This window comes from Larkinella rosea (assembly GCF_003858635.1).
Classification (GTDB): Bacteria; Bacteroidota; Bacteroidia; order Cytophagales; family Spirosomataceae; genus Larkinella; species Larkinella rosea.
In genome coordinates this window covers 1,086,478-1,108,269 of sequence record NZ_RQJO01000009.1, presented here as the reverse complement: position 1 = coordinate 1,108,269, position 21,792 = coordinate 1,086,478, and the positions used below count along the sequence as shown (strand labels likewise).

General features: G+C 51.1%; 14 protein-coding genes. 10 read left to right on the top strand and 4 right to left on the bottom strand.

Annotation, left to right across the window (positions count from 1 at the left end; all coding sequences use genetic code 11):
- Positions 1 to 10 precede the first annotated feature (10 nt).
- Positions 11 to 1,147, bottom strand: coding sequence for a Gfo/Idh/MocA family protein (locus EHT25_RS20340; RefSeq protein WP_124877124.1), 1,137 nt, complete (start codon positions 1,145 to 1,147; stop codon positions 11 to 13).
- Positions 1,148 to 1,418: 271 nt separating this feature from the next.
- Here EHT25_RS20340 and EHT25_RS20335 point away from each other — a divergent pair, with 271 nt between their 5' ends.
- The 3 genes from EHT25_RS20335 (at position 1,419) to EHT25_RS20325 (ending at position 5,601) form a co-directional block, all read left to right on the top strand.
- Positions 1,419 to 2,651 carry an MFS transporter gene (locus EHT25_RS20335; RefSeq protein ID WP_229311679.1) on the top strand — a complete coding sequence of 411 codons (1,233 nt, stop codon included), beginning with the start codon at positions 1,419 to 1,421 and terminating at the stop codon, positions 2,649 to 2,651.
- Between the two features lie 214 nt (positions 2,652 to 2,865).
- Positions 2,866 to 3,111 (top strand): hypothetical protein, encoded by a 246-nt coding sequence (locus EHT25_RS20330; protein WP_124876951.1) that lies wholly within the window; start codon positions 2,866 to 2,868, stop codon positions 3,109 to 3,111.
- 222 nt (positions 3,112 to 3,333) lie between these two features.
- On the top strand, positions 3,334 to 5,601 hold the full coding sequence (locus EHT25_RS20325; RefSeq protein WP_124876950.1) for an NADP-dependent malic enzyme: 2,268 nt from the start codon (positions 3,334 to 3,336) through the stop codon (positions 5,599 to 5,601).
- 86 nt (positions 5,602 to 5,687) lie between these two features.
- Here the strand turns inward: EHT25_RS20325 and EHT25_RS20320 are convergent, their stop codons facing one another.
- A complete protein-coding gene (locus EHT25_RS20320) occupies positions 5,688 to 6,188 on the bottom strand; it encodes a DUF4385 domain-containing protein (RefSeq protein ID WP_124876949.1) in 501 nt (166 codons plus the stop codon).
- 104 nt (positions 6,189 to 6,292) lie between these two features.
- Between EHT25_RS20320 and EHT25_RS20315 the strand changes: the two genes are divergently transcribed.
- From EHT25_RS20315 to EHT25_RS20305, 3 genes are all read left to right on the top strand, one after another.
- Entirely contained in the window at positions 6,293 to 6,802 is a 510-nt protein-coding gene (locus EHT25_RS20315; RefSeq protein ID WP_229311678.1) for an RNA polymerase sigma factor, read from the top strand.
- Between the two features lie 11 nt (positions 6,803 to 6,813).
- Positions 6,814 to 7,440: a hypothetical protein gene (locus tag EHT25_RS20310; RefSeq protein WP_124876948.1), complete on the top strand. Its 627-nt coding sequence runs from the start codon at positions 6,814 to 6,816 to the stop codon at positions 7,438 to 7,440.
- Between the two features lie 348 nt (positions 7,441 to 7,788).
- Positions 7,789 to 10,359, top strand: coding sequence for a TonB-dependent receptor (locus tag EHT25_RS20305; RefSeq protein ID WP_124876947.1), 2,571 nt, complete (start codon positions 7,789 to 7,791; stop codon positions 10,357 to 10,359).
- A 160-nt stretch (positions 10,360 to 10,519) separates the two neighbouring features.
- On the opposite strand, the gene EHT25_RS20300 is transcribed toward EHT25_RS20305, so the two are convergent.
- The gene (locus EHT25_RS20300; RefSeq protein ID WP_124876946.1) at positions 10,520 to 12,910 is read right to left on the bottom strand and encodes a tetratricopeptide repeat protein; all 2,391 of its coding nucleotides are present in this window, start codon (positions 12,908 to 12,910) and stop codon (positions 10,520 to 10,522) included.
- 358 nt (positions 12,911 to 13,268) lie between these two features.
- Positions 13,269 to 14,189 carry an ROK family protein gene (locus EHT25_RS20295; protein ID WP_124876945.1) on the bottom strand — a complete coding sequence of 307 codons (921 nt, stop codon included), beginning with the start codon at positions 14,187 to 14,189 and terminating at the stop codon, positions 13,269 to 13,271.
- A gap of 122 nt (positions 14,190 to 14,311) precedes the next feature.
- On the opposite strand from EHT25_RS20295, the gene EHT25_RS20290 reads away from it, so the two are divergent.
- From EHT25_RS20290 to EHT25_RS20275, 4 genes are all read left to right on the top strand, one after another.
- The gene (locus EHT25_RS20290; protein WP_310588768.1) at positions 14,312 to 15,082 is read left to right on the top strand and encodes a methyltransferase domain-containing protein; all 771 of its coding nucleotides are present in this window, start codon (positions 14,312 to 14,314) and stop codon (positions 15,080 to 15,082) included.
- Between the two features lie 176 nt (positions 15,083 to 15,258).
- Positions 15,259 to 15,852 (top strand): TetR/AcrR family transcriptional regulator, encoded by a 594-nt coding sequence (locus tag EHT25_RS20285; protein ID WP_124876943.1) that lies wholly within the window; start codon positions 15,259 to 15,261, stop codon positions 15,850 to 15,852.
- Positions 15,853 to 16,093: 241 nt separating this feature from the next.
- The gene (locus EHT25_RS20280; protein WP_124876942.1) at positions 16,094 to 17,146 is read left to right on the top strand and encodes an efflux RND transporter periplasmic adaptor subunit; all 1,053 of its coding nucleotides are present in this window, start codon (positions 16,094 to 16,096) and stop codon (positions 17,144 to 17,146) included.
- Positions 17,147 to 17,268: 122 nt separating this feature from the next.
- Entirely contained in the window at positions 17,269 to 21,771 is a 4,503-nt protein-coding gene (locus EHT25_RS20275; RefSeq protein WP_124876941.1) for an efflux RND transporter permease subunit, read from the top strand.
- Positions 21,772 to 21,792 lie beyond the last annotated feature (21 nt).

Sequence of the window (21,792 nt, the reverse complement as noted above, 5' to 3'; positions counted from 1 at the left end):
CAACTTAATTTCACTCAATAAATTTCGTCCACTTTTCAGAAGACTGGTTCGACTGGATGACGGTTTCGATGAAGGCCAGCCCGCGGATGCCGTCTTCGGCCGAGGGGAAATCGGCATAGATCGGATCGGGCTCCTTGCCTTCCATTTTACTGCGCAGCGTAACGGCAAAGTTGCGATACAGATTGGCAAACGCTTCGAAGAAGCCTTCAGGGTGACCAGACGGCACCCGGATGTGCGCTTTGGCCACCGGTGACAAATCTCCGACCGATGGGCGGAAAATCCGCTGGCCTTCCTGCGTTTTGTAAATCAGCGTATTCGGCTCCATCTGACGCCACTCCAAACCGCCCAGTTCACCGTAAATCCGGATGTTCAGTGCGTTCTCTTCGCCGTTGGCAATCTGGCTGGCGTGCAGAACCCCCTTGACGCCGTTTTCAAAATGAAGCAACACATTGCCATCATCGTCGAGTTTGCGACCCGGCACAAAAATGGTCAGGTCAGCACACAACTCGGTAATTTTCAAACCCGTAATGTATTCCGCCAGGTTTTCGGCGTGTGTGCCAATGTCACCCATGCAACCAGCCGCACCCGACTGTGCCGGGTCGGTACGCCAGATAGCCTGCTTGTACGTTGTGGCTTCTTCCAGCTTCGACAGCCAGCCTTGCGGGTATTCGACCACCACTTTCCGCAACTTGCCCAATTTGCCACTCCGCACCATCTCGCGGGCCTCTTTCACCATCGGATAACCCGTGTAATTGTGCGTCAGACAAAACAGTTTACCGGTTTCTTCGACAATCCGGGCCAGTTCACGAGCTTCCGCCAGATTCAGGGTCATCGGCTTATCACAAACCACGTGAAAACCGTTTTCAAGAGCCAGCTTAGCCGGTGGAAAGTGCATGTGGTTCGGTGTCACAATCGACACAAAATCCATGCGTTCCCCTTCCGGCAATTCTTTCTCTTTTAAAATCATTTCCTCAAAACTACCGTAGACACGCTCGTCGGGTAAATACAGCGCGTGTCCCGTCGCCTTTGATTTTTCCGGATTGGAGCTAAACGCCCCGCAGACGAGTTCAATTTCCCCGTCGAAAACGGCGGCCCGACGGTGGACAGCCCCAATAAAGGCTTCCAGGCTACCGCCAATCATGCCCATCCGCATTTTTCTGTGCGCCATAATATTTGTAATACTGAAGGTTTGGTTAGAATTGTTGATTTTCTGACTGGATATTTCGGGTTCCTGAAAGGTGAAGGTTTAGAAAATCAGTTCCTACTAGTCCCCAGTCAAAAATCTGAAATTTAAAAATCAGAAGATTTTGGCCGGGAAATTAACAGATTCACTTATTTTTCGGAAATTTTGTATATTTCCCATCAATAAAACTTAGTATTGACCGAAATTTTTTCAACTAAACCCCTACAACTTTTTTATGCAGACCGCTATGGCGACCTCGCCTGTCAACCAAAGCCGACTTTTTAACGCCAGTTGCTTTGCGCTCATTACCACCGCCTTTTCCTTCAGTATCCGGGCGGGTATTTTGCCCCAGTTGGGTACGGAGTTTGGGCTAACTGCTACGCAGTTAGGGTTTATCAATTCGATGTTCTTCTTCGGATTTCCCATTTCAATGATCATCGGCGGATTGGTTTATCACTCCGTTGGTCCCCGGATCATTATGATGGTAGCGTTTGTTGCCCACACACTGGGAATTCTGCTGACCATTTATTCGGGCGGTTACACCGGTTTATTGATCTCTACCTTCTTCATCGGTTTCGGGAATGGTTGTACGGAAGCGGCCTGTAACCCGATGATTGCGGACATGTACGTGGGCGAAAAAATGAACAAAATGCTGAGCCGGTTTCACATGTGGTTCCCGGGTGGTATCGTATTGGGTAGCCTGATTTCTAAATTTATGACCGACGCGGGTCAACCCTGGCAGGCCCAAATCTGGATCATCATGATCCCGACCCTGATCTACGTGTTCCTGTATTTCGGACAGGCTTTCCCAAAACCGCAGGTTGAAGGTGTTACGTCGCTGTCGAAGAACTTTAAGGCGATGGGCACGTTCCTGTACATTTTCATCTTTTGTTGCATGGCCTTTACGGCCATCTCTGAGTTCGGTCCACAGCAGTGGGTCGGTCTGATCATGAGCAAGAGCGGAGCCAGCCCAATGTTGATTCTGGCGCTGGTAACCGGTCTGATGGCGATCGGACGGTATTTCGCCGGTCCGATCATTCACCGGCTCGACCAAACCGGCGTTCTGTTGGGTTCGGCGGTTTTTGCTACCATCGGTATTTATCTCTTTAGTACCCAAACCGGAGCTGCTGCCTACATCGCTGCGGTTTTCTTTGCCATTGGTGTTTGTTATTTCTGGCCAACCATGATTGGTTTTGTGGCTGAGCGTATTCCCTTGAGCGGTGCCCTCGGTATGTCGATCGTGGGTGGCGTCGGCATGTTTTCAACGGCCATTTTCCAACCCATCATTGGTGGATGGATTGATGCCGACCGGGTTGAGAAAGCAGCCTTGGGACTTTCTGGCGACGAACTGGAACTGGCCGCCGGACAGGCAACCCTGCTTCGGATGACCTCCTTCCCCATCATCCTGATCGTTGCATTTACATTCCTGTATATTTACATCCGAAACCGCAAACGGACTGCGCATTGACAAACCGCAGGTTTTGAACCACTTAAGAGTAAAGAAAAATATCCAATCCTGTCTGGCAATTCAACCAACCAGGATTGGATATTTTTTTGGTAATTTTTAGAGAAAAATTGGCATTATTTATCAATTGTTTTTATTTTTGACTTATTAACACATCCACCGATAAATAAGGTAATAACCGTAACCACGTATTTCCCTAAACCTTACTGTATCGCTAATGAGTCACCTAACCCAAACCCGTACCTGGCCTACTTTGAAATTATCGCGCTGGCAAATTATTCAGTTGTCGGTTCTTTCGCTCCTGATCGCAGCAATGTCCTTTTGGCGATTTCAATACGAGCAGGTGTTGCCCAAAATTAACCCGGTTCACATGCTGATGCAGGAAAACCGTGGAGCATTCATTGATCAGTCCATTGCCAAAACTACTTTACCTCCGACGGCTACTGCCAAGGCTCAACTCTAAATTCGCTGTACCTATTTGATCTAAATCTACTACCTTCTCTGAATAATGGATGACCCGCTCTTGTGGCGGGTCATCTTATTTTATTGCACACTGAAAGCTACTTTTTTCCTTACCTTGCGGCCCGAATCATACCCTTAAAAAATTAAAAAAGCGGTTGCAATTCAAAACAGCGCCGAAATTCCACCATCTTTATTCCACAGAACACCCCTGACACATTGCTTTATGGAGAAGAAAATCCGCCGGGAAGATGCCCTTGAATACCACGCCAAGGGCCGTCCGGGTAAAATCGAAGTTATCCCGACGAAAGAATATAGCACCCAACGTGACCTGACTCTTGCTTATTCGCCAGGCGTGGCCGAGCCGTGTCTGGCCATTGCCGAAAACATCGAAGACGTCTATAAATATACGGCCAAAGGAAATCTGGTGGCCGTCATCAGCAACGGAAGTGCGGTTTTGGGTCTGGGCGACATCGGGCCCGAAGCCGGAAAACCGGTGATGGAAGGAAAAGGGCTGCTGTTTAAAATTTACGCCGACATCGATGTATTTGACATTGAACTCAATACCAAAAATGTAGACGAGTTCGTCCGCACCGTTAAAATTCTGGAACCGACCTTCGGTGGCGTCAATCTGGAGGACATCAAAGCCCCGGAATGTTTCGAAATCGAAGAGCGGCTCAAGAAAGAGCTGCATATCCCCGTGATGCACGACGATCAGCACGGAACCGCGATCATCTCGGCGGCTGCTTTGCTGAATGCACTCGAAATCATTGGTAAAAAAATTGCCGACGTCAAAATTGTGGTCAATGGTGCGGGTGCTTCCGCCATTTCCTGCTCGAAACTCTACATTGCGTTGGGGGCGAAAGTCGAAAATTTCGTCATGTGCGATAGTAAGGGCGTCATTCGTCCCGATCGGACCGACCTCGATGAACGCAAAAGTCAGTTCGTTACCTCCCGCGATTTAAACACGCTTCAGGAGGCAATGGTCGGTGCGGACGTCTTTATCGGTTTATCGAAAGGAAATGTTGTGACACAGGACATGGTGCGCTCGATGGCGAAAGACGCGATCGTTTTTGCAATGGCCAATCCAACACCCGAAATCTCATATCCCGAAGCCATCGAAGCCCGGCCCGATATCATCATGGCGACGGGTCGTTCCGATTACCCCAACCAGGTCAATAACGTACTCGGCTTCCCGTTCATTTTCCGGGGAGCGCTGGACGTACGGGCCACGGAAATCAATGAAGCGATGAAACTGGCTGCCGTTCGTGCGCTGGCCGATCTGGCGAAGAAATCCGTACCCGATCTGGTTAACCTGGCCTACGGTGAATCGAACCTGATGTTTGGCCGGAAATACATCATTCCAAAACCGGTCGATCCGCGTCTGCTAACCACCGTCGCTCCGGCTGTTGCTCAGGCAGCCATGGATTCGGGCGTGGCCAAACACCCAATCGAAGACTGGGACGCGTACGAACAACAATTGGCCCGGCGACTGGGGCAGGACAACCAGATTTCGCGGGTAATTCTCAACAAAGCCAAATCGAATCCCAAGCGGGTCGTTTTTGCTGACGCCGAAAATTTAAAAGTGCTAAAAGCCGCTCAACAGGTTCGGGATGAAGGCATTGCGTTCCCCATTCTGTTGGGTGAAGTTAGCCGGATTCGGTCGCTGATCACCGAAAACAACCTCGATTTAGCCAATATTCCGATTCTGGATCCTCGCGCCCCGGAACAGGACGAACTGATTCAGAAATTCAGCGAGCTGTATTACGAGAAACGAAAACGCAAAGGTGTCAACGCAACCGAAGCGAAGAAAGAGATGTATTACCGGAATTATTTCGGGGTAATGATGGTCGAAGCCGGGGAAGCGGATGCGGTTATTTCGGGCCTGACGCGCAATTACCCCGATACGATTCGTCCGGCCTTGCAGGTGATCGGCAAAGAAGCCGGGGTGAAAAAAGTGGCCGGGATGTACATTCTGCTCACCAAACGCGGCCCGCTGTTTTTCTCGGATACGACGGTCAACTTCAATCCGACGGTCGACGAAATCGTCGAAATTACGGAACTAACCGCTAAAGCCGTCGAGCGGTTTAACATCAAACCCCGGATTGCGCTGGTTTCGTATTCCAACTTCGGTAGTGCCAAAGGCGATGATGCGCAGAAAATGAACCAGGCCGTTGAAATTCTGCAACGCAAACACCCGGAGATGATCGTCGACGGAGAAATTCAGGCTCACCTTGCTTTCAATACCGATTTGCTGAAACTCAATCACCCGTTCAGCAAGCTGGTGGAAGAGGGAGCCAACACGCTGATTTTCCCAAACTTATCAGCGTCGAACATCGCTTACAACCTCATGACGGAATCCGCCGGTTTTGACGCCATCGGCCCCATTTTGCTGGGTCTGCGAAAACCGGTACACGTTCTGCAGTTGGGTAGTTCCGAACGCGAAATCGTCAACATGGTGGCCATCGCGGTGGTGGAAGCGCAAGGGAAGTAGGAAGAGGAAAAAGGAGGAGTGGAGGAAAGGAAAAAGGGTTAAGTTATTTAGTTTTCCTCTCTTCCTTTCCTCCTTTTTTCCTCTCTTTATCCAAATTTCTCCTGCCATTCCTTTCGCATGCGCTGGTAATCAGCGTCTTCGCGGGCGAGGAGGTATTTTTCGCGGAAAATGGCGGCACTTTCGGCTTTGACCGGATCGGTATCCAAAGGTAAAGTATCACGGCCGTGGCTTCCGCTGCGGCCTTTTTTATCGTTGGGCACCGGACCATGGTATTTCTGACCGGTTTTATGGTTGGCATAGCGTCGGGAACGCGTCACGCCCATTTGCAAAAACTTCCGAGCCATGTCCATACCCACAAAATCGCCGTTTTGTTTGTACTCCAGAAAGAGTTCATAAATCGTCTCTGACGACGCCCGGGCAATGTCCGGGGTTTTAAACCGCCAATGCGGTAAAATCTCTGATTTATACGGTTCTACCAGCAACACGCCCTGCTCTCCTTTGCCAACCCGGTACAACTCAGGCTGTTCACGAAGATTTAACGCTTTGTAATGGAGACTGTAATCAAATTTCGCTCGCTCTTTTTTCATCAATTGCCAAATGGATGCTTAGTAAACCACTGCTCCTGATTTTGGTTTATATTCTCTTTTTTTGTCAAATCTGTAATAATTCCTCTTTCCCCGCGACTAACATCGTGAAAGCCCAAGAATCCGAAATGGAAAAGGAATTTGTCAACTTATTGAACCGTCATCCCGGCATTCTGTATAAGGTTTGCTCGCTGTATTGCAACGATTCTGAAGACCGGAAGGATCTTTTTCAGGAGATTGTTCTGCAGCTCTGGAAAGCCTATCCAGCCTTTAAAAACGAATCGGCCGCAACGACCTGGATGTACCGGATTGCGCTCAATACCGCCATTACCAATTTCCGGAAACGAGTCGGAAAACCGCTACCGGTTTCGTTCTCTGCCATTGAATTTCAAATTCCGGATTTAAATGACGACCATTTTAGCGAAGAAATAAATCTTCTTTATACCACCATCGCCCAGCTTTCGCCCATCGAAAAAGCCGTCATTACACTCTATCTGGAAGACAAAAGTTACGACGAAATGGCCCTGATTCTCGGTATTTCCAAATCCAACGTAGGCGTCAAGCTGAACCGAATCAAATCAAAATTGGAAAAACTAATTAAATCTGCAACCCGTTAACAATCAACAAAATGAACCTCGATGAACTAAAGTCGACCTGGAAGGCTTACGATGAAAAAATGAATGCCGGCCAGAAATTAAGCGAACAACTAATTTTTCTGATGATCAAAGATCGTTCGGAAGGCACGCTGGCGAAAATGGAACGAAAGCTTTTACGGGCCAGCATCTTGATGACGGCGGTTATTGCCTTCTTCTCGGCGGCCATTATCGGCAATGCGTTCGATTACACCCACTGGTATTTTTACATCCCAGCCGGAATGTATATTCTGCTGGCGGTGGTCGCGCTGACGGTGGCCGTGAAAAATTACCGCCAGTTGAACCGGGTCAACCTGAGTCGCCGGAATCTCCACGATAGCCTGAAGACGGTTCTTAACTGGCACGAAAAAGCAGAGGCTACCTTGTCCCGAATCTGGCTGCTTTGCATGCTGTCCGGTTTTTTGTTTGCCGTTTCAATGGTGGCCCGGAAATGGGAGTCGTATAGTATCACTAAAATCAGTCTGTTTCTGGGTTTTCAGGCCTTGCTGATCCTGCTGCTCTATGCGGTCGCCCGCTGGATTTTCACTGTTTTTGAAGACAAGATTGGCAAGGAATTACGGGAACATATGCAGGAACTGGAGCAATTGGAAACCGCTGTGTAGCGATTATCTCCCCACTCATCCGGCTTACATGCCGCTCAAACAAGTCGACTCAATGCTCATTTTACCCGGCCCTAAAATACGCCGGGTTCATCCCCAAAAATCCGCCATTCGTCGAATAACAGGTGCCGAAGCCCAACAACTACCGTACATTTGGGCATGAATTTTACAAAACCGGTGCTATCCGTTCATCCATTTCCTGTACCATCTGCGGTTGTGATTTTGCCGTTCCACCCAATTAAAAGAACTGTAGTCAACCCGGTTGTCTTATTGACTGAAGTTAGCAATATCTTTGTATAGTTCTATTTAATCGCCCCGATTCAGCATCCTACTCAATACTATATCAGAATTATGAAAAAGTTAATACTTTTTATTACTATTTTATGTTCCACCTTTTCGTTTGCCCAACCTCCTGCGGGGCCGCCCCAGGGAGGTGCCCGTCCGGCAACCGTCATTCCCGGAACGGTCAATCCCGAAGCTCCGCGTGGTAATGGAAAGATCACCGGTATTCTGATCGATTCCACAACCAACAAACCCGTTGAATTTGCCACGATTGCCCTGCTTAGTGTACAAACCGGCAAACCCGTCGATGGCACGACCAGCGATGAAAAAGGGAAGTTCTCGCTGACCAAGCTCCTGCCGGGCGAATACCGGTTGCAGGTATCGTTTCTGGGGTATAAAAACAAAGAAACCGGTAAGCTGAAAATTGAACGTGGCACGGATATTAATGTTGGCAATGTAACGCTGGCACCGGACGTTCGAACGCTGAAAGAAGTAAACGTTGTCGGGCAGGCTGCGGTGCTGGAAGAAAAAGTGGATCGGCTGGTCTACAATGCCGATAAAGATGTTACCAACAAAGGCGGTGATGCTGCGGAAGTGATGCGGAAAGTGCCGATGCTGTCGGTCGATCTCGACGGAAATGTGTCGCTGCGCGGCAGCAGCAACGTGCGGGTTCTGATTAACAACAAACCGTCGACCATCGTAGCCGCCAGCGTGGGCGATGCATTGAAGCAAATTCCGGCCGACATGATCAAGTCGGTGGAGGTCATTACGTCCCCCTCGGCCAAATACGATGCGGAAGGTTCGGCCGGGATCATCAACATCATTACCAAGAAAAACACCCTGCAGGGTTTGACGCTGAACGTCGATGCCGGGGTTGGAAACCGGGGTTCGAACCTGGGCCTGAACGGGAACTACCGCGCCGGAAAAATGGGCTTTTCGCTGGGCGGTTTTGGCCGGGCGAACTACAACCTGATCGGGAAGTCAGAAAATACGCAACGCAGTTTTGTCGATGGCGTTACGACCGAAACCCGGCAAATGAGCGATTCGAAAAACCAGTTCATTTTCGGAAATTACCAGTTAGGTTTTGACTATGATATTGCTAAAAACCAAAGCATTACTGCGTCATTACGCTATGGAGCCCAGAACGGTAAAACGTCGCAAAACCTGACCACGCTCCTGTTTCCGGGTGGTCTGATTCCGGGACAAACGTCGCGCCGGGATGTGGATTTGAAAAACCTGTCGGGAACCGTCGATCTAAACGTCGACTACACGCGGACGTTTAAAAAACCGCAGCAGGAATTAAGCATTCTGACGCAGTTCAGCCGCAACAACCGGACGAACGATTACGAAGCGGAGCTGTTTGGCAACACGGCCATTATCTCGGGCCGCGACCGGAACGACAACCTGAGTTATAATCAGGAATCGACCATCCAGATCGACTACCAAACGCCGATCAAAACCAATCAGCAGATTGAATTTGGGGGCAAAGGAATTTTCCGGCAGGTGGACAGCGACTATAAATACTTCATTTCGACCGGCCCGGATGGTGAATACGGCCAGAACCCACTACGTCCGAACAATGGTCTGGATTACAACCAGAACGTAGCCGCTACTTATTTGTCGTACACCTACACCACAAAAACCAAATACACGATCAAGGCCGGAGCGCGGTATGAATACACAATGATCGACGCCAATTTCCGGTCGGAAACACCAGGGCAATCCATTGATATTCCGAGTTACGGAAATCTGGTGCCGAGCATCAACATTTCGAAATCACTGAAAGGGGGTAAAATCGTAAAACTGGCGTACAACCGTCGCTTGCAGCGGCCCGGTATCCAGTTCCTGAATCCGAACGTGAACGCGGCCAACCCGCAGAACATCACCTTCGGCAACCCGTACCTGGAGCCCGAACTGACTGACAATATTGAGCTTAGCACCAGCGCTAACATCAAGAAAACCTATCTGAACCTTTCCCTGTTTGCCCGCCGGACCGACAACTCGATCGAGAGCGTTCGCACCACAAGTCAGGATGGTGTCATTACGACGACTTACCAGAACATCGGTCATAAGGAAAATTACGGTGCCAATGTGTTTGGGAACGTCAGCGTTACTTCGAAATGGCAGGTAGGGGGCGGTTTCGATGCTTATCACTCCTACATCACCAACAACAGTCCGTCGGCAGCCTTGAACGCCAGCAATTCGGGCTGGGTCGTGACGGGTCGGTTGTTTACGAACCTGTCGCTGAAAAACGGCTGGGGTGTTCAGGGCTTCGGTTTTATGCAGGGACGAAACGTGCAATTGCAGGGTTACCAAACCGGTTTTAGCTTTTACACGCTGGGGATCAAGAAAGATTTCAAGGACGACAAGGGCCAAACCAAAGGGAGCCTGGGGCTAGCGGGCGAAAACTTCCTGGCGAACCGGTTTAAAATGCGGACGGAACTCAGTTCGCCGACATTCCAGCAGAGCAACACCAACTACTTCTACAACCGGGGTGTGCGGTTGACATTTAGTTACCGGATCGGAAAAATGAGCTTCAATCAGCCCCAAAAGCGGAAAAAATCCGTCAACAACGACGACGTGAAAGACGGCGGAGGTGATGGCGGTGGGCAACAGGGGGGCAATAACCGCCAGCGGTAATTACAATAACGGAGTCAAAAATAAAGGCGAGCCAAGTGGTTCGCCTTTATTTTTGACTCCTAAATCGATTGCTTTCGCGTACGGCAATTGGGGTGGATAGAGAATGAAGACCATGCGGTTTTCATTGTCCGGTTAACCGACTCAAAACCGCTCTTTTGACCTAATCTTTAATTTCAATTCGAATATCGAAATATCCCCGGTGGCTGGCGTAGTCGCTGTCATTTACGCCGAGCTCCAGTTGTCCGTTTTGTTCAACTTCCGCGTTATAATCGGTGCCAAGTTTGAACCATTGTCCCTCATTGATTCGCCCCATCACCGCCCCGAAGTTCACCGCCGACGTAATGCGATAGCCCGACAACATCGAGTCATACAAACCATTGGCGCTCGAATTGCCGGCAAATGTTCCCATCGAAACCGTACCGGTTGTTTTGCAGGAAATCTTTTGCCCGGCGGTCAATGTGATGGGTGTCCGAAAGCGGGAGGTGATTGTACCGGCGTAAATTTTCCGATTGCTTTTGGTCATAATGTGTTCCATCCCATTAATGGTCGTCTGCTGATTTTGGTACCGATCAAACCAGCTTCCAAACATACCGCTGATCAAACCGCCCATCAGGCCCGATCCCAGATTGGGCGTCACCGATTGTACGTTGCCGTAATAATCTTCCACGACCGTGTAGGTCGGGCTAAAATCACCATGCCGGAATATCGATTCCAGGGGCGAGTCCACTTTCGGTTGCGAGCTGCCGTTGCCGATTCCTTTGGCTTTCGCCTGGTTATACCAGAAACGGGCTTTGATGGAATTTTTCGGCAGCAATGTTCCCTCGTCATAAAACTTCGCAGCCAGCGCCATGGCCTGCGGTTGCCCGGCTTCGGCAGCCCGGGGAATCCAATAGGCTGCCTGTTTATCATCTTTAAACCCGAGCGCTTTTCCTTCGTACGACAAAATTCCGAGGGCAAACATGGCTTCCCGATCGCCCTTGTCGGCCGCTTCGCGGTAATAGTTCAGGGCCTGTTTGGTATCACGACTAACGTTCTGGTGATCTTCCGTTAGAAATTTTCCCAGAAATACCATCGAACCCGTATGGCCCAGATCTGCACCTATTTTGGCCCATTCCAGCGTTTTCTCGGCATTCGGAGGGAAGTGCTTGCCGGAATAATACATTTCCGCCATTTTCAGCGCAGCATCGCCGTCGTTGGCGGCCACGCCTTTCTTATACCATTCGATGGCCGTCTCGGCATTCTTTCCGCCAAATCCCTCATTCTCATAAATCACCCCCAGCATCATCGCAGCCTTGCCCATTCCTTTGCTATGCGCGTCCTTGAAAATTTCAATGGCTTTGGTATAATCCTTTGCCTGGTAGGCCTGAATTCCCAGAATGTAATACGCCGGTAAATAGTTTTGCTTGTAGGCGGCATCCTGCGTCAGAGACATGATCTGCGCGTTATTTTCGTGGATACCCGCCAGCCCGGCAATCGACAGCACTTCAGCTTCGCGGTTTTTATAAGCGTCTTTAAACATATCGGTCAGGATGTTTTCGTACGCCAGCGCAATCCCCATTTCTTCATCAACCGAAAAACCGCCCAGCCCCAGGTAGGTAAAAAAGCCTTTCCAGGCGTTGGCCAGCACGTCGTTCTGAGCAGCTGCCCGCTCCATTGCTTTCTGGCAATCGACCGAATTGACCGGTTTATGAATCCCTAAAAATGACTCCAGCGCCTGTTTGCGAAGGGGCGCATTGGCCAGCGTATTATCGATTTGCCGGACCCGGAGCGCGATTTTTTCCCGGTAAAACGTATTGGACGGATTAGCCAGGTAGGTCCGGCTTTCGGCCAAGCCGCCGTTTAAGGCCGCCAGATAAGCGCGATAAACCGGTTCCATTCGCTTCACTTCAGCATAATGCGCTCCGTCGCTGTGTTTTGTCAGATAGCCGTCGAGGTCGATACTTTTTCCGGCCATCATCAGATTATACTGGTATTGCTCCTCCTGCCGTTTGGTTTCGGCCAGAATCCGCTGGCGTTCGCGTTCGGCCGCTTCCTCTTTCCGGCGTTCTTCCGCTTCGTAATTCTTTACCTGATTCTTCGGAATGATGAGTGGCATCGCATCACCTTTATCGTACCGAACGTAATTCTGGTGATTGCGACGACCGTAGCTGGTCAGCCAATTGTCAAAATTGCTGGCGCTCACTTTTTCAAATCCTTTCGTCGTTCTCTCGTTGATCAAAAAACCCAATCCGCCGAAAAACAATCCGATTCCTGCACCCGCCACAGCTGATTTTACGGTATTATCGGTGCGCTGAGCCGGCGTGAAGGGCGTTTTGTCTTTATTCTCACCAAAATACCCCAAAGTACCGATCACCAGCGTCCCCAGGACAGGAGCAAGCCAAAGTCCGTTTTTGGCCTTTTTGCTTTTGGATTTGATTTCATAGTACGGATCTACGCGCTCGGCAGAATGATGCAATCGTTGCGTGTTTTTCGAAATCGCGATTCGGGACGTACACGCGTTTTGCGAAAACAGGATGAGTCCGGTTAGCAGAATGAGTAGGAGTTTCTTCATTGGATTGACGTGATGGCGATAGTTAACGGGTGTTTTTTGTTCTCGAAGGCTACCTGGCAACCAGCAAGTATTGTTACTTGCAATTACTTTTAGTTACAAGTTGCTTAATCGAACGAAAACCTATCGCGGCATCTTAACGAATCCGGCTCTTTTCTTTGTGGATCAACTGATACGCTCAATGAAGAATCTGGGGGCAAAACCGCCCCTATCGTTGTCTCGTTGAGACAACGTATCGGAAGAATTAACTACGGGAATGATGGGTCATCGCCGAACGAAAACCGGCGAAAGGAGAATGAAGAGTTACCATTGACGATATCGCTGACATCTACTCTTTTAACTGGTAACTCTTCGTTTTTTTCTACAACATGGCCGCTCCGAAAACTCCGGCACTATCGCCGAGTTTGGGCTTCAGGAAGTGTGTGCTCAGCCGTCCTTCGTTGAAGACGTATTTTTTGGCGCGTTCGACGCCTTCCGTATACAGCAGATCAATGTTGCCAACGCCCCCGCCTAACACGATGGCGTCCGGGTCCAACACGTTGATAATGACCGAAATCGCTTTCCCGAAGTTTTCCAGAAGCCGGTCGATGGTTTGGGTTGCGTAGGGGTCAGTTCCGGCATAATGACGTTCGACGATCTCTTTCAGTTTGCGGTTTTCACCGCTGATGTCGCTGTAATACCGTTGGAGCGCCGGGCCGGAAAACACCTGCTCGTTGCAGCCTCGTTTGCCGCAGTAACACGGGTAGCCGTTTTCTTCGAGTGTAATATGCCCCCACTCGCCCCCAATGCCCTGCAAACCGTTTTGCACAAAGGGCTGGCCATCTTTCCCGCGAAAAACCACGCCACCTCCAACGCCGGTTCCCATGATTACCCCAAAAACCGCCCGAAAATCCGGAACAACTTCCGGAACCGCACCCAGCGTGGCTTCGGCCAAAGCGAAACAGTTGGCATCATTCGCAATCGTGACCGGAATGCCGAGGGTTTTCTCCAGTTCCTGCGGCAACGGCATTCCGTTCAGGCAGGTCGTGTTGCAGCCTTTCATGACGTGCCGGGCCGGGTCGAACGTGCCGGGGGTCCCAAAACCGATGTGGTCAGGCTGGTAACCGGTTTCAGCCTTCAGTATATCAACAAGCTTGGCAATCTGACTGACAATGTGTTGGTAGCCTTTATCCGCTTCCGTATCGATGCGTTTACGCACCACAACGGCGTCGGGCGAGGGTGACGAGAGCACCACTCCTTCAATTTTGGTACCGCCCAAATCGATACCCCAGTACGTTTGCATAGTTGGATTTAAGAATATTCTTTGCGAATTACGTTTATTTGTCGAAAAGCTCAAAAAAATGATGAAATATGACGGGGCCGCCCACGCGGTGAGGAACAATGGCTTAAACGCATCAATCATTCATAACTCATCATTACATCATTCATCATTCCTTTATGGCCTGGTACGATAATTTTTTCAGCGGTTTGGTTCAGGAAGCCTGGAAAGCCGCGCAGACCGACGAACAAACCGAGCTCGAGGCTGATTTTCTGAATGATGTGCTGGAGTTACAGCCCGGCCAGCGGGTGTTGGACGTGTTCTGTGGGTACGGTCGTCACGCGCTCGAACTCGCCCGCCTGGGCTATTCGGTCACGGGTGTCGATATTTCCGGCGAATCCATCCGCGACCTTCAAAAAACCGCTCAGCGTCAGAAACTGGCTATTGACGCCCACGCAGGTGATTTCCTGAGCATTCCGCTCGAAGGTGGTTTTAATGGAGCGTATTGCCTGGGCAATAGTTTTAGCTTCTTTCCACACGACCAGATGCTGCTTTTCCTGCAAAAAATTGCCGGTCTGCTGGCACCCGGTGGGTGGTTTGTCGCCGACACCGCCATGATTGCCGAAAGTGTCCTGCCTGATTTTCAGGAACGAAGCTGGATGCAGGTTGGCGACATTACCTTTTTGATGGAGAATGAATATGACGCCCGCGAAAGTTGCATTACCTCCCATTTGACCTATTTGCGCATGGAACAGACGGAACACCGCGAGTCCCGGCATTATGTCTACACCATCGCCGAATTGCACCGCCTTTTTCGTCAGGCCGGTTTATTGATTACCGAACAATTCGGAAATCTGGATGGCTCTGATTATCAGCTTGGCGACGATCGATTGCTGGTGCTGGCCCGTAAAAAATGAGTAAGTTATCTTACCGGGCTATTTCTGCGGATAATATTCTGATCGCGAAACGATTAACAAGATTATTTATTGCAATTATTGAATATTTGGGAGAATTATTGACAATTCGTTAGACGGTTTGGTTTCTAATGTGTAGTTTAACGTCAATTTAACACTGTTAACTTGATGTAAACTGAATGGAGACACTTGAGCGCAAGCAACGCAGCCGGGAGCAAACCCGCGCCGGAATTGTTTTGACCGCTAAGGATATCGCTCGCCGGGAAGGCTGGCAGGCGGTGTCGATCCGAAAAATTGCCGATGCAATTGATTACAGTGCACCGATCGTCTACGAATATTTCGACAGCAAAGATATACTGCTCGACGAGATCCGGAATGAAGGGTTTCGTCAATTAAAACTTGAGTACGAACGCATTAAAAAAATATACCGCGATCCCGAAAAACGCCTGTTTGAAATGTCGATTGCGCAGTGGCAATTTGCCGTTGATCAGCCCGAGATCTACCAGGTCATGTACAATCTGAACGGGGCCTATTGCACCATTCCGGTTTGTAATTCGGGCGCCGTGGAAGACCTTAGCAACACCATCCGTGAGATTATCTTTTCCTTCATTCCCAAGTCGAAGGAAAGTATCCAGAAGTTGTATTTTGAGTGGTGGTCGTTGTCGCACGGGATGATTACCATCGCGATGATGCTCCGCGATCAGCAGCCGATCGATCTCTCCGAACAGGTATACCGCGATTCAATCCGCCGGTTTGTACGTGGGCTTCGGTAACGAAATGGTGGAGAATCATCCCAGTGGTTTGAATGACTTTAAGTCATTCACTTGCCGTTCGATCAGGCCATTCATCCTACATACATAAACCGGTCGTCGTTTACACACCCGTTGAAAGCCGCTTCACCAGTGGCTTTTTCCGTTTCAGTTCATTCCGGGTTGATGAATCCATCAGTGGAGGTAACCTTTGTGACGCTTTTCGGAGCGCCAATTCCTCTTTTTAACTGAACATCCACCCCTAATGAAAAAAGTACTCGTTATCCTCACCATTCTTGCTGTTATCGGTGCTACTACTGCGCTGTTAATGAGCAACAAACAAAAACAACAGCAACAAATTCAGGAAGCGCAAAAACCGCTCGCGACGACAGTTGCGCTCGAAACCGTTCGGAAGGAGTCGTTTACTGAAGCGGTTTCGTATCTCGGCAAAACCGAGTTCTGGCGCGAAATCCGGATGAATGCCACCACACAGGGCACGATTCGCAGCCTGAGTGCTCAACTCTACGAAACCGTCCGCGAAGGGCAACCCGTGATCACGGTCGATACTGAACTGACCGAAATCGCCATGGCCCAGGCCGAAGCTCAGCTCCATAAAGCGCAAACGGATCTAAAACGGTACGAGACCCTGCACCGCGAAAACAACATTCCGACAGCCGAAGTTGAAAACGCCCGCTTGCAGGTCCGAACGATTGAATCTCAGTTGCTTACACTGAAAAAACAGCTCCGCGATGCGGTCGTCTACACGCCGATCGGAGGGGTTGTTACCGAAAAACCGATCGAACGCGGCATGTTCATCGCGCCCGGTTCGCCCCTGCTGACCATTACGGACGTCTCGTCGGTCAAAGTGGTTGCCAACGTGCCCGAAGCGGACTTGAGCCTGTTCCAACCCGGTCGCAATGTCGCGGTTGCGTTCGATATGTATCCCGGTAAAAAGCTATCCGGCACTGTCCACCAGATTCGACTGAAAGGCGGAGAAACCGGTACGTTTCCGGTAGAAATCCGCGTTCCGAATTCCTCCGCCAATCCGCTGCGGGTCGGCATGACGGCCAGTATTTCCCTGCCCAATGCCAGCCCCTTAGCCGGTCTGGCCATTCCCCGAACCGCATTGGTTACCACCAGCCAACACCCGGCGGTTTTCGTTCTCCAAGACAAAAAGGTATCCCTCCGCACCATCGAACCCGGTTCCACATCCGGCACCACTCTGTTTGTTCGCAGTGGTCTCCGCGAAGGAGAGCGCGTCGTGGTCAGCGGCACCGAAAGCCTGAAGGACGGTCAGATTGTAGCTATTCAAGAATGAATAATGAACAATAAGTAATGAATCGCACGGGCGCGCCCGAATGAACATTGGCGGCCGAAATAGACGGTCCTGCCCCATCATTATTAATTGTTAGTTATTCATTTTTCATTGAAAAACACACCATGAAACTCACTCTTCTTTCCATAACTCGCCCCATTCTGGTGATTGTCCTGTTTGTTGTGCTGGGCATTCTGGGGCTATTTTCGTACGCACAGATGCGGTACGAACTCCTGCCAAACATGTCGATTCCGTTCATTATTGTCACGACGCCCTACCCCGGTGCGTCACCGGCTGAGGTTGAAAGTGGTATTACCAAACCGGTCGAAGATGCGGTTTCGTCGGCCGACCGCATCAAGCGCGTAACCGCCATGTCCATGGAAAACGTATCGGTGGTCATGGTCGAGTTCAAACACGACGTCGATTCCGACAAAGCGATGCAGGATGTACAACGGCGGGTCAATACGGTTACCTCCACGCTGCCTGCCGGATCAAAAATTCCGACGCTGGACCGGTTTTCGCTCACCGAACGGCCCGTGGTACAGGTTGCCGCCAACAGCAAATTGTCTGATTTAGCATTCGGTACCTTATTAAAAACCCAGATCAAACCGCGTCTTTCGCAAGTTGCGGGCGTGGGTCAGGTACAGTTTGTCGGCCTGCCCGAAACAGAAGTCAACGTGGCCCTCGATGCAGCCCGGCTGAAGGCGCTGAATCTATCGGTTTTACAGGTCGTCGGTGCCATTCGGGCCAGTAATCTCAACGTACCTTCCGGCAGCGTCAAAGATGCCGACGCGGCTTTTTCGGTGCGGGTGGTCGGGAAAACCGATGCTCTCGATCACCTCCGCGACATCGTTGTCTACACCAGTCCGAATGGCCGGAAAGTGCTGCTTGGCGAGGTATCGACCATTGCGGCTACGAAAAAAGAAATGGAAAACCTGAACCGGTTTATGGTGCAGACCGGCCGGGCCAATCCAACGGGTCAGAGCGCGGTCGGAATTCTGGTCAAGAAACAATCGGGAGCCAACAACGTGGAAGTAAGCAAACTGGTACGGAAGGCGTTGCAGCAACTGGAAACGGATTATGCGTCGGCGGGTCTGAAATTCACCATTGCCCAGGACGGTTCGGAGTTTACACTGGCGGCTGCCGAAGCCGTCAACCACGACCTGATGATGGCTATTGGGCTGGTCGCGCTGGTGATGTTCGTATTTCTGCACAGCCTCCGGTCGTCGCTGATCGTGATGGTCGCCATTCCGGCTTCGCTCCTGTCCACGTTCATCTTTATGAACCTGCTCGGTTTTTCGCTCAACCTGTTGACATTGTTGGCGTTATCGCTGGTGATCGGTATTCTGGTCGACGACTCGATTGTGGTCTTGGAAAGCATTTATCAGCAGCTCGAAAAAGGCAAAGCGAAACGCGAAGCGGCTCTGGAGGGTCGAAACAGCATTGGTTTTGCCGCCATTGCCATTACCTTGGTCGATGTGGTGGTGTTCGTGCCGCTGTCGTTCTCGCCGGGTCTGGTGGGCGATCTGGTGCGGGAATTTTCGCTCGTTGTCGTGATTTCCACCCTGTTTAGCCTGCTCGTTTCGTTCACGCTGACGCCCATGATCGCATCCCGCTTCGGTAAGTTGGAACACCTCACCAACCGAACCCTCATGGGCCGTTTCGGACTCGGCTTCGAACGGGTATTCGACCGACTGACCCACGCGTACCGCCGGTTGCTGGCGCGCGCGCTGCATTACCGCAAAACCACGGTTTTGACCACGTTTGTCCTGTTCGTGATTTCCCTGATGTTACCGGGTATGGGTTTTATCGGTGGAGAATTTTTGCCGCCTACCGATAAGGGCGAAATCAATGCGGTTTTGCAATTTCCGGAGGGATACAAACTGAACCAGACGGACGCGATGGCGAAGCAGTTCGAGAAAAAACTGTACCGGATGCCCGAAGTCCGGCGGGTGTTTACTAACGTGGGTGCGAATCCCGAAGGCTGGTCAAATTTGCCGACGAGCAAAAACGCCGTGGAATTCGCCATCACGTTTTCGCCCCGGCAGGAACGGACCAAAGACCTCAACACGCTGACGCGGGAAGTGAAAGAAATCGCGTCTGAAATTCCGGGGGCCCGCGTTCGGGCCTATCCGCTGGGGTTGTTGGGGAGTGATAATGCGTCGCCGATCATCCTGATGGTGGGTGGAACCAACCGCGACAAGCTCCGCGAAGAAACAACGCGTCTGGTCGATGCAATCCGGAAAATTCCGGGAACGGCCGATGTGCGGTTTTCCGGAAACGTTCGCAAACCGGAGGTTGAAATTCACGTCAATCAGGAAAAACTGGCCCGCTATGGATTGACCACCGAAGCCGTGGGCCTGGCCATTCGGACGGCGTTGGCGGGTTTCGACGACCTCAAAATCCAGCAGGGCAACGAATCGGTAACCATGCGGATTCAATACGCTGAATCATTTCGCAATAAAACGGAACAAATCGGCAAGCTGACGTTGACGAATCAACACGGGCAACCGGTTGATTTGAAACAGGTAGCTGATATTCAGGACACTTTCAATCCGGCTATTCTGGAACGCAAAGACCGCGATAATTCCATGACGATCACGTCGCAGGCCATTGGTCGGCCCACCGGCGAAATCGGGATTGATATCCAGAAAGTTGTCGCCGACCTCAAACTGGATCCCTCAGTGCGGATCACGTACGGCGGTGACCTTGAGTTGCAGGACGATTCGTTCGGAAAACTTGGACTGATGTTTCTGGCGGCCATTCTGTTCATGTACCTGGTGATGGTAGCCTTGTACAATTCATGGGCGTATCCGTTCGTGGTGCTATTTTCGATTCCGGTTGCCATCGTCGGCGCCTTGTTCGCTCTGGCGCTGACGATGAATTCAATGAATGTTTTTACTATTCTGGGCATGATCATGATGCTCGGACTGGTGGCTAAAAACGCGATTCTGCTGGTGGAACGGACCAACGAAAACCGCGAACAGGGCATGAAGGTGGTCAACGCGTTGCTGGAAGCGGGCCAATTCCGTCTCCGCCCCATTCTGATGACGACCCTGGCGATGGTAATCGGCATGCTGCCCATCGCGCTGGCAACCGGTCCCGGTGCCGAGTTAAAAACCGGTCTGGCCTGGGCACTCATCGGCGGTTTAACCAGCTCGATGTTCCTGACACTTGGTTTCGTACCGGTGATGTACTTCTACTTCGCCCGGATGATCGAATGGGCTGGTGGGCGCGGGGCAACGAGCAAGGGGCAAAAAGCTCAGGGCAAGGGGAATCGGGTTGCACTTCCGGTCGCCGTTGGTTTATTGATACTTGGTGCAAATTCGCTGTCTGCCCAAACCACTCCGCCCCGCACGCTTTCCCTTCAGCAAGCTGTTGAGCTGGTTCGTCAGCAGAACGGTGAAGTACGGGCGGCAAAATTTGAGGTGGAGAAAGCGGACGCTAAAGCGGAGGAGGTCAAACGAATGGGAATGCCGACGGTGGATGCCGCCGTTCAATATCAGCGTAATATCAAACCGCCCGTCTTTTTCTTTCCCGCTTTTTCGATTACGCCCGATGGCGGTTTTTCGCTCGATAACGCTCACATGACCCCCATTGAGGCTGCTCTCAAAAATCAGTATAACGCGGGTGTAAACCTTGCGATGCCAATTGTTCAGCCTAACCTGCGCATTGCCCGCCAGCAAGCGGGTTTGGGACAGAAACTGTCCACCGAACAGCTACGGGCCATCACCGCCCGCCAGATTGTCGATGTAAAACGGCAATATTTGAACGCGCTGCTGGCGCAGGAACAACGGCAGTTGCTGCAACGGAGTATTGAGCGCGCCCAACAGGCTTTCAGTGAAGTTCGCGGTTTGTACAACGTGCAGCTGGCGACGGATGCCGATACCCTCCGTGCTTTTGTCGAGCTCGCAAACCTGCGCCCGAATCTCTCCAAACTGGATCGGGCGCTGACCTTGCTCAAGGGCCAACTGGCGGTTTTGGCCGGTCTCGACGAATCGGACAACCTGGTACTGACGGACTCACTGACGTTTCCGCTGGATCAGACCCAAACGGAAGAAGTCTCGGTTGTTCAGGCATTGAACCGTCGGCCGGAAATCCGGCAACTGGCGCTGGGACTGGAAAATAGTCAGTTACAAACGCGGATGGAGCAATTCCGCCGTCAGCCGACGCTTAGTTTGTTCGGGCAGGCCGGAACGCTGACTCAGATGAATAATTTCCGGTTTGCAGACAGCCGCTGGCCGATCACGAGTTACCTCGGTCTGCAGTTGAGCGTTCCGATCTTTCATGCGACGACGAATCCGAAAATTCAGCAGGCTCGCCTGGCTTCCCTCCAAACGCAGGAGCAATTGCGCTACAGCAAAGCACTCATTCGCAATGAGGTACGCTCAACGTTGTATGCACTGGAAGAATCCCGCGAGCGCATTCGCACCCAGGAAGGCGTTATCCGGGCTGCCGAACGTAGCTACGCGCTGACGCAAAGCCGCTACCGTCATGGCCTGTCCAAATTCGGTGAAGTGACGGATGCCGAACTGGCGCTCCGGCAGGCGCAAACCAACCGCCTGCAAGCCGTATACGATTACCTGATCGCTAAAGTTGAACTGGACCGCGCAACCGGTGAGGAATAACTGAAGCAACCAACCACCCGG

Excerpts from the sequence above, each read along its gene's own strand:
- EHT25_RS20295 (WP_124876945.1), bottom strand. The coding sequence starts at position 14,189 with ATGCAAACGTACTGGGGTATCGATTTGGGCGGTACCAAAATTGAAGGA.
- EHT25_RS20305 (WP_124876947.1), top strand. The coding sequence starts at position 7,789 with ATGAAAAAGTTAATACTTTTTATTACTATTTTATGTTCCACCTTTTCG.
- EHT25_RS20300 (WP_124876946.1), bottom strand. The coding sequence starts at position 12,910 with ATGAAGAAACTCCTACTCATTCTGCTAACCGGACTCATCCTGTTTTCG.
- EHT25_RS20335 (WP_229311679.1), top strand. The coding sequence starts at position 1,419 with ATGCAGACCGCTATGGCGACCTCGCCTGTCAACCAAAGCCGACTTTTT.
- EHT25_RS20275 (WP_124876941.1), top strand. The coding sequence starts at position 17,269 with ATGAAACTCACTCTTCTTTCCATAACTCGCCCCATTCTGGTGATTGTC.
- EHT25_RS20325 (WP_124876950.1), top strand. The coding sequence starts at position 3,334 with ATGGAGAAGAAAATCCGCCGGGAAGATGCCCTTGAATACCACGCCAAG.
- EHT25_RS20285 (WP_124876943.1), top strand. The coding sequence starts at position 15,259 with ATGGAGACACTTGAGCGCAAGCAACGCAGCCGGGAGCAAACCCGCGCC.
- EHT25_RS20310 (WP_124876948.1), top strand. The coding sequence starts at position 6,814 with ATGAACCTCGATGAACTAAAGTCGACCTGGAAGGCTTACGATGAAAAA.
- EHT25_RS20340 (WP_124877124.1), bottom strand. The coding sequence starts at position 1,147 with ATGGGCATGATTGGCGGTAGCCTGGAAGCCTTTATTGGGGCTGTCCAC.
- EHT25_RS20320 (WP_124876949.1), bottom strand. The coding sequence starts at position 6,188 with ATGAAAAAAGAGCGAGCGAAATTTGATTACAGTCTCCATTACAAAGCG.
- EHT25_RS20280 (WP_124876942.1), top strand. The coding sequence starts at position 16,094 with ATGAAAAAAGTACTCGTTATCCTCACCATTCTTGCTGTTATCGGTGCT.
- EHT25_RS20330 (WP_124876951.1), top strand. The coding sequence starts at position 2,866 with ATGAGTCACCTAACCCAAACCCGTACCTGGCCTACTTTGAAATTATCG.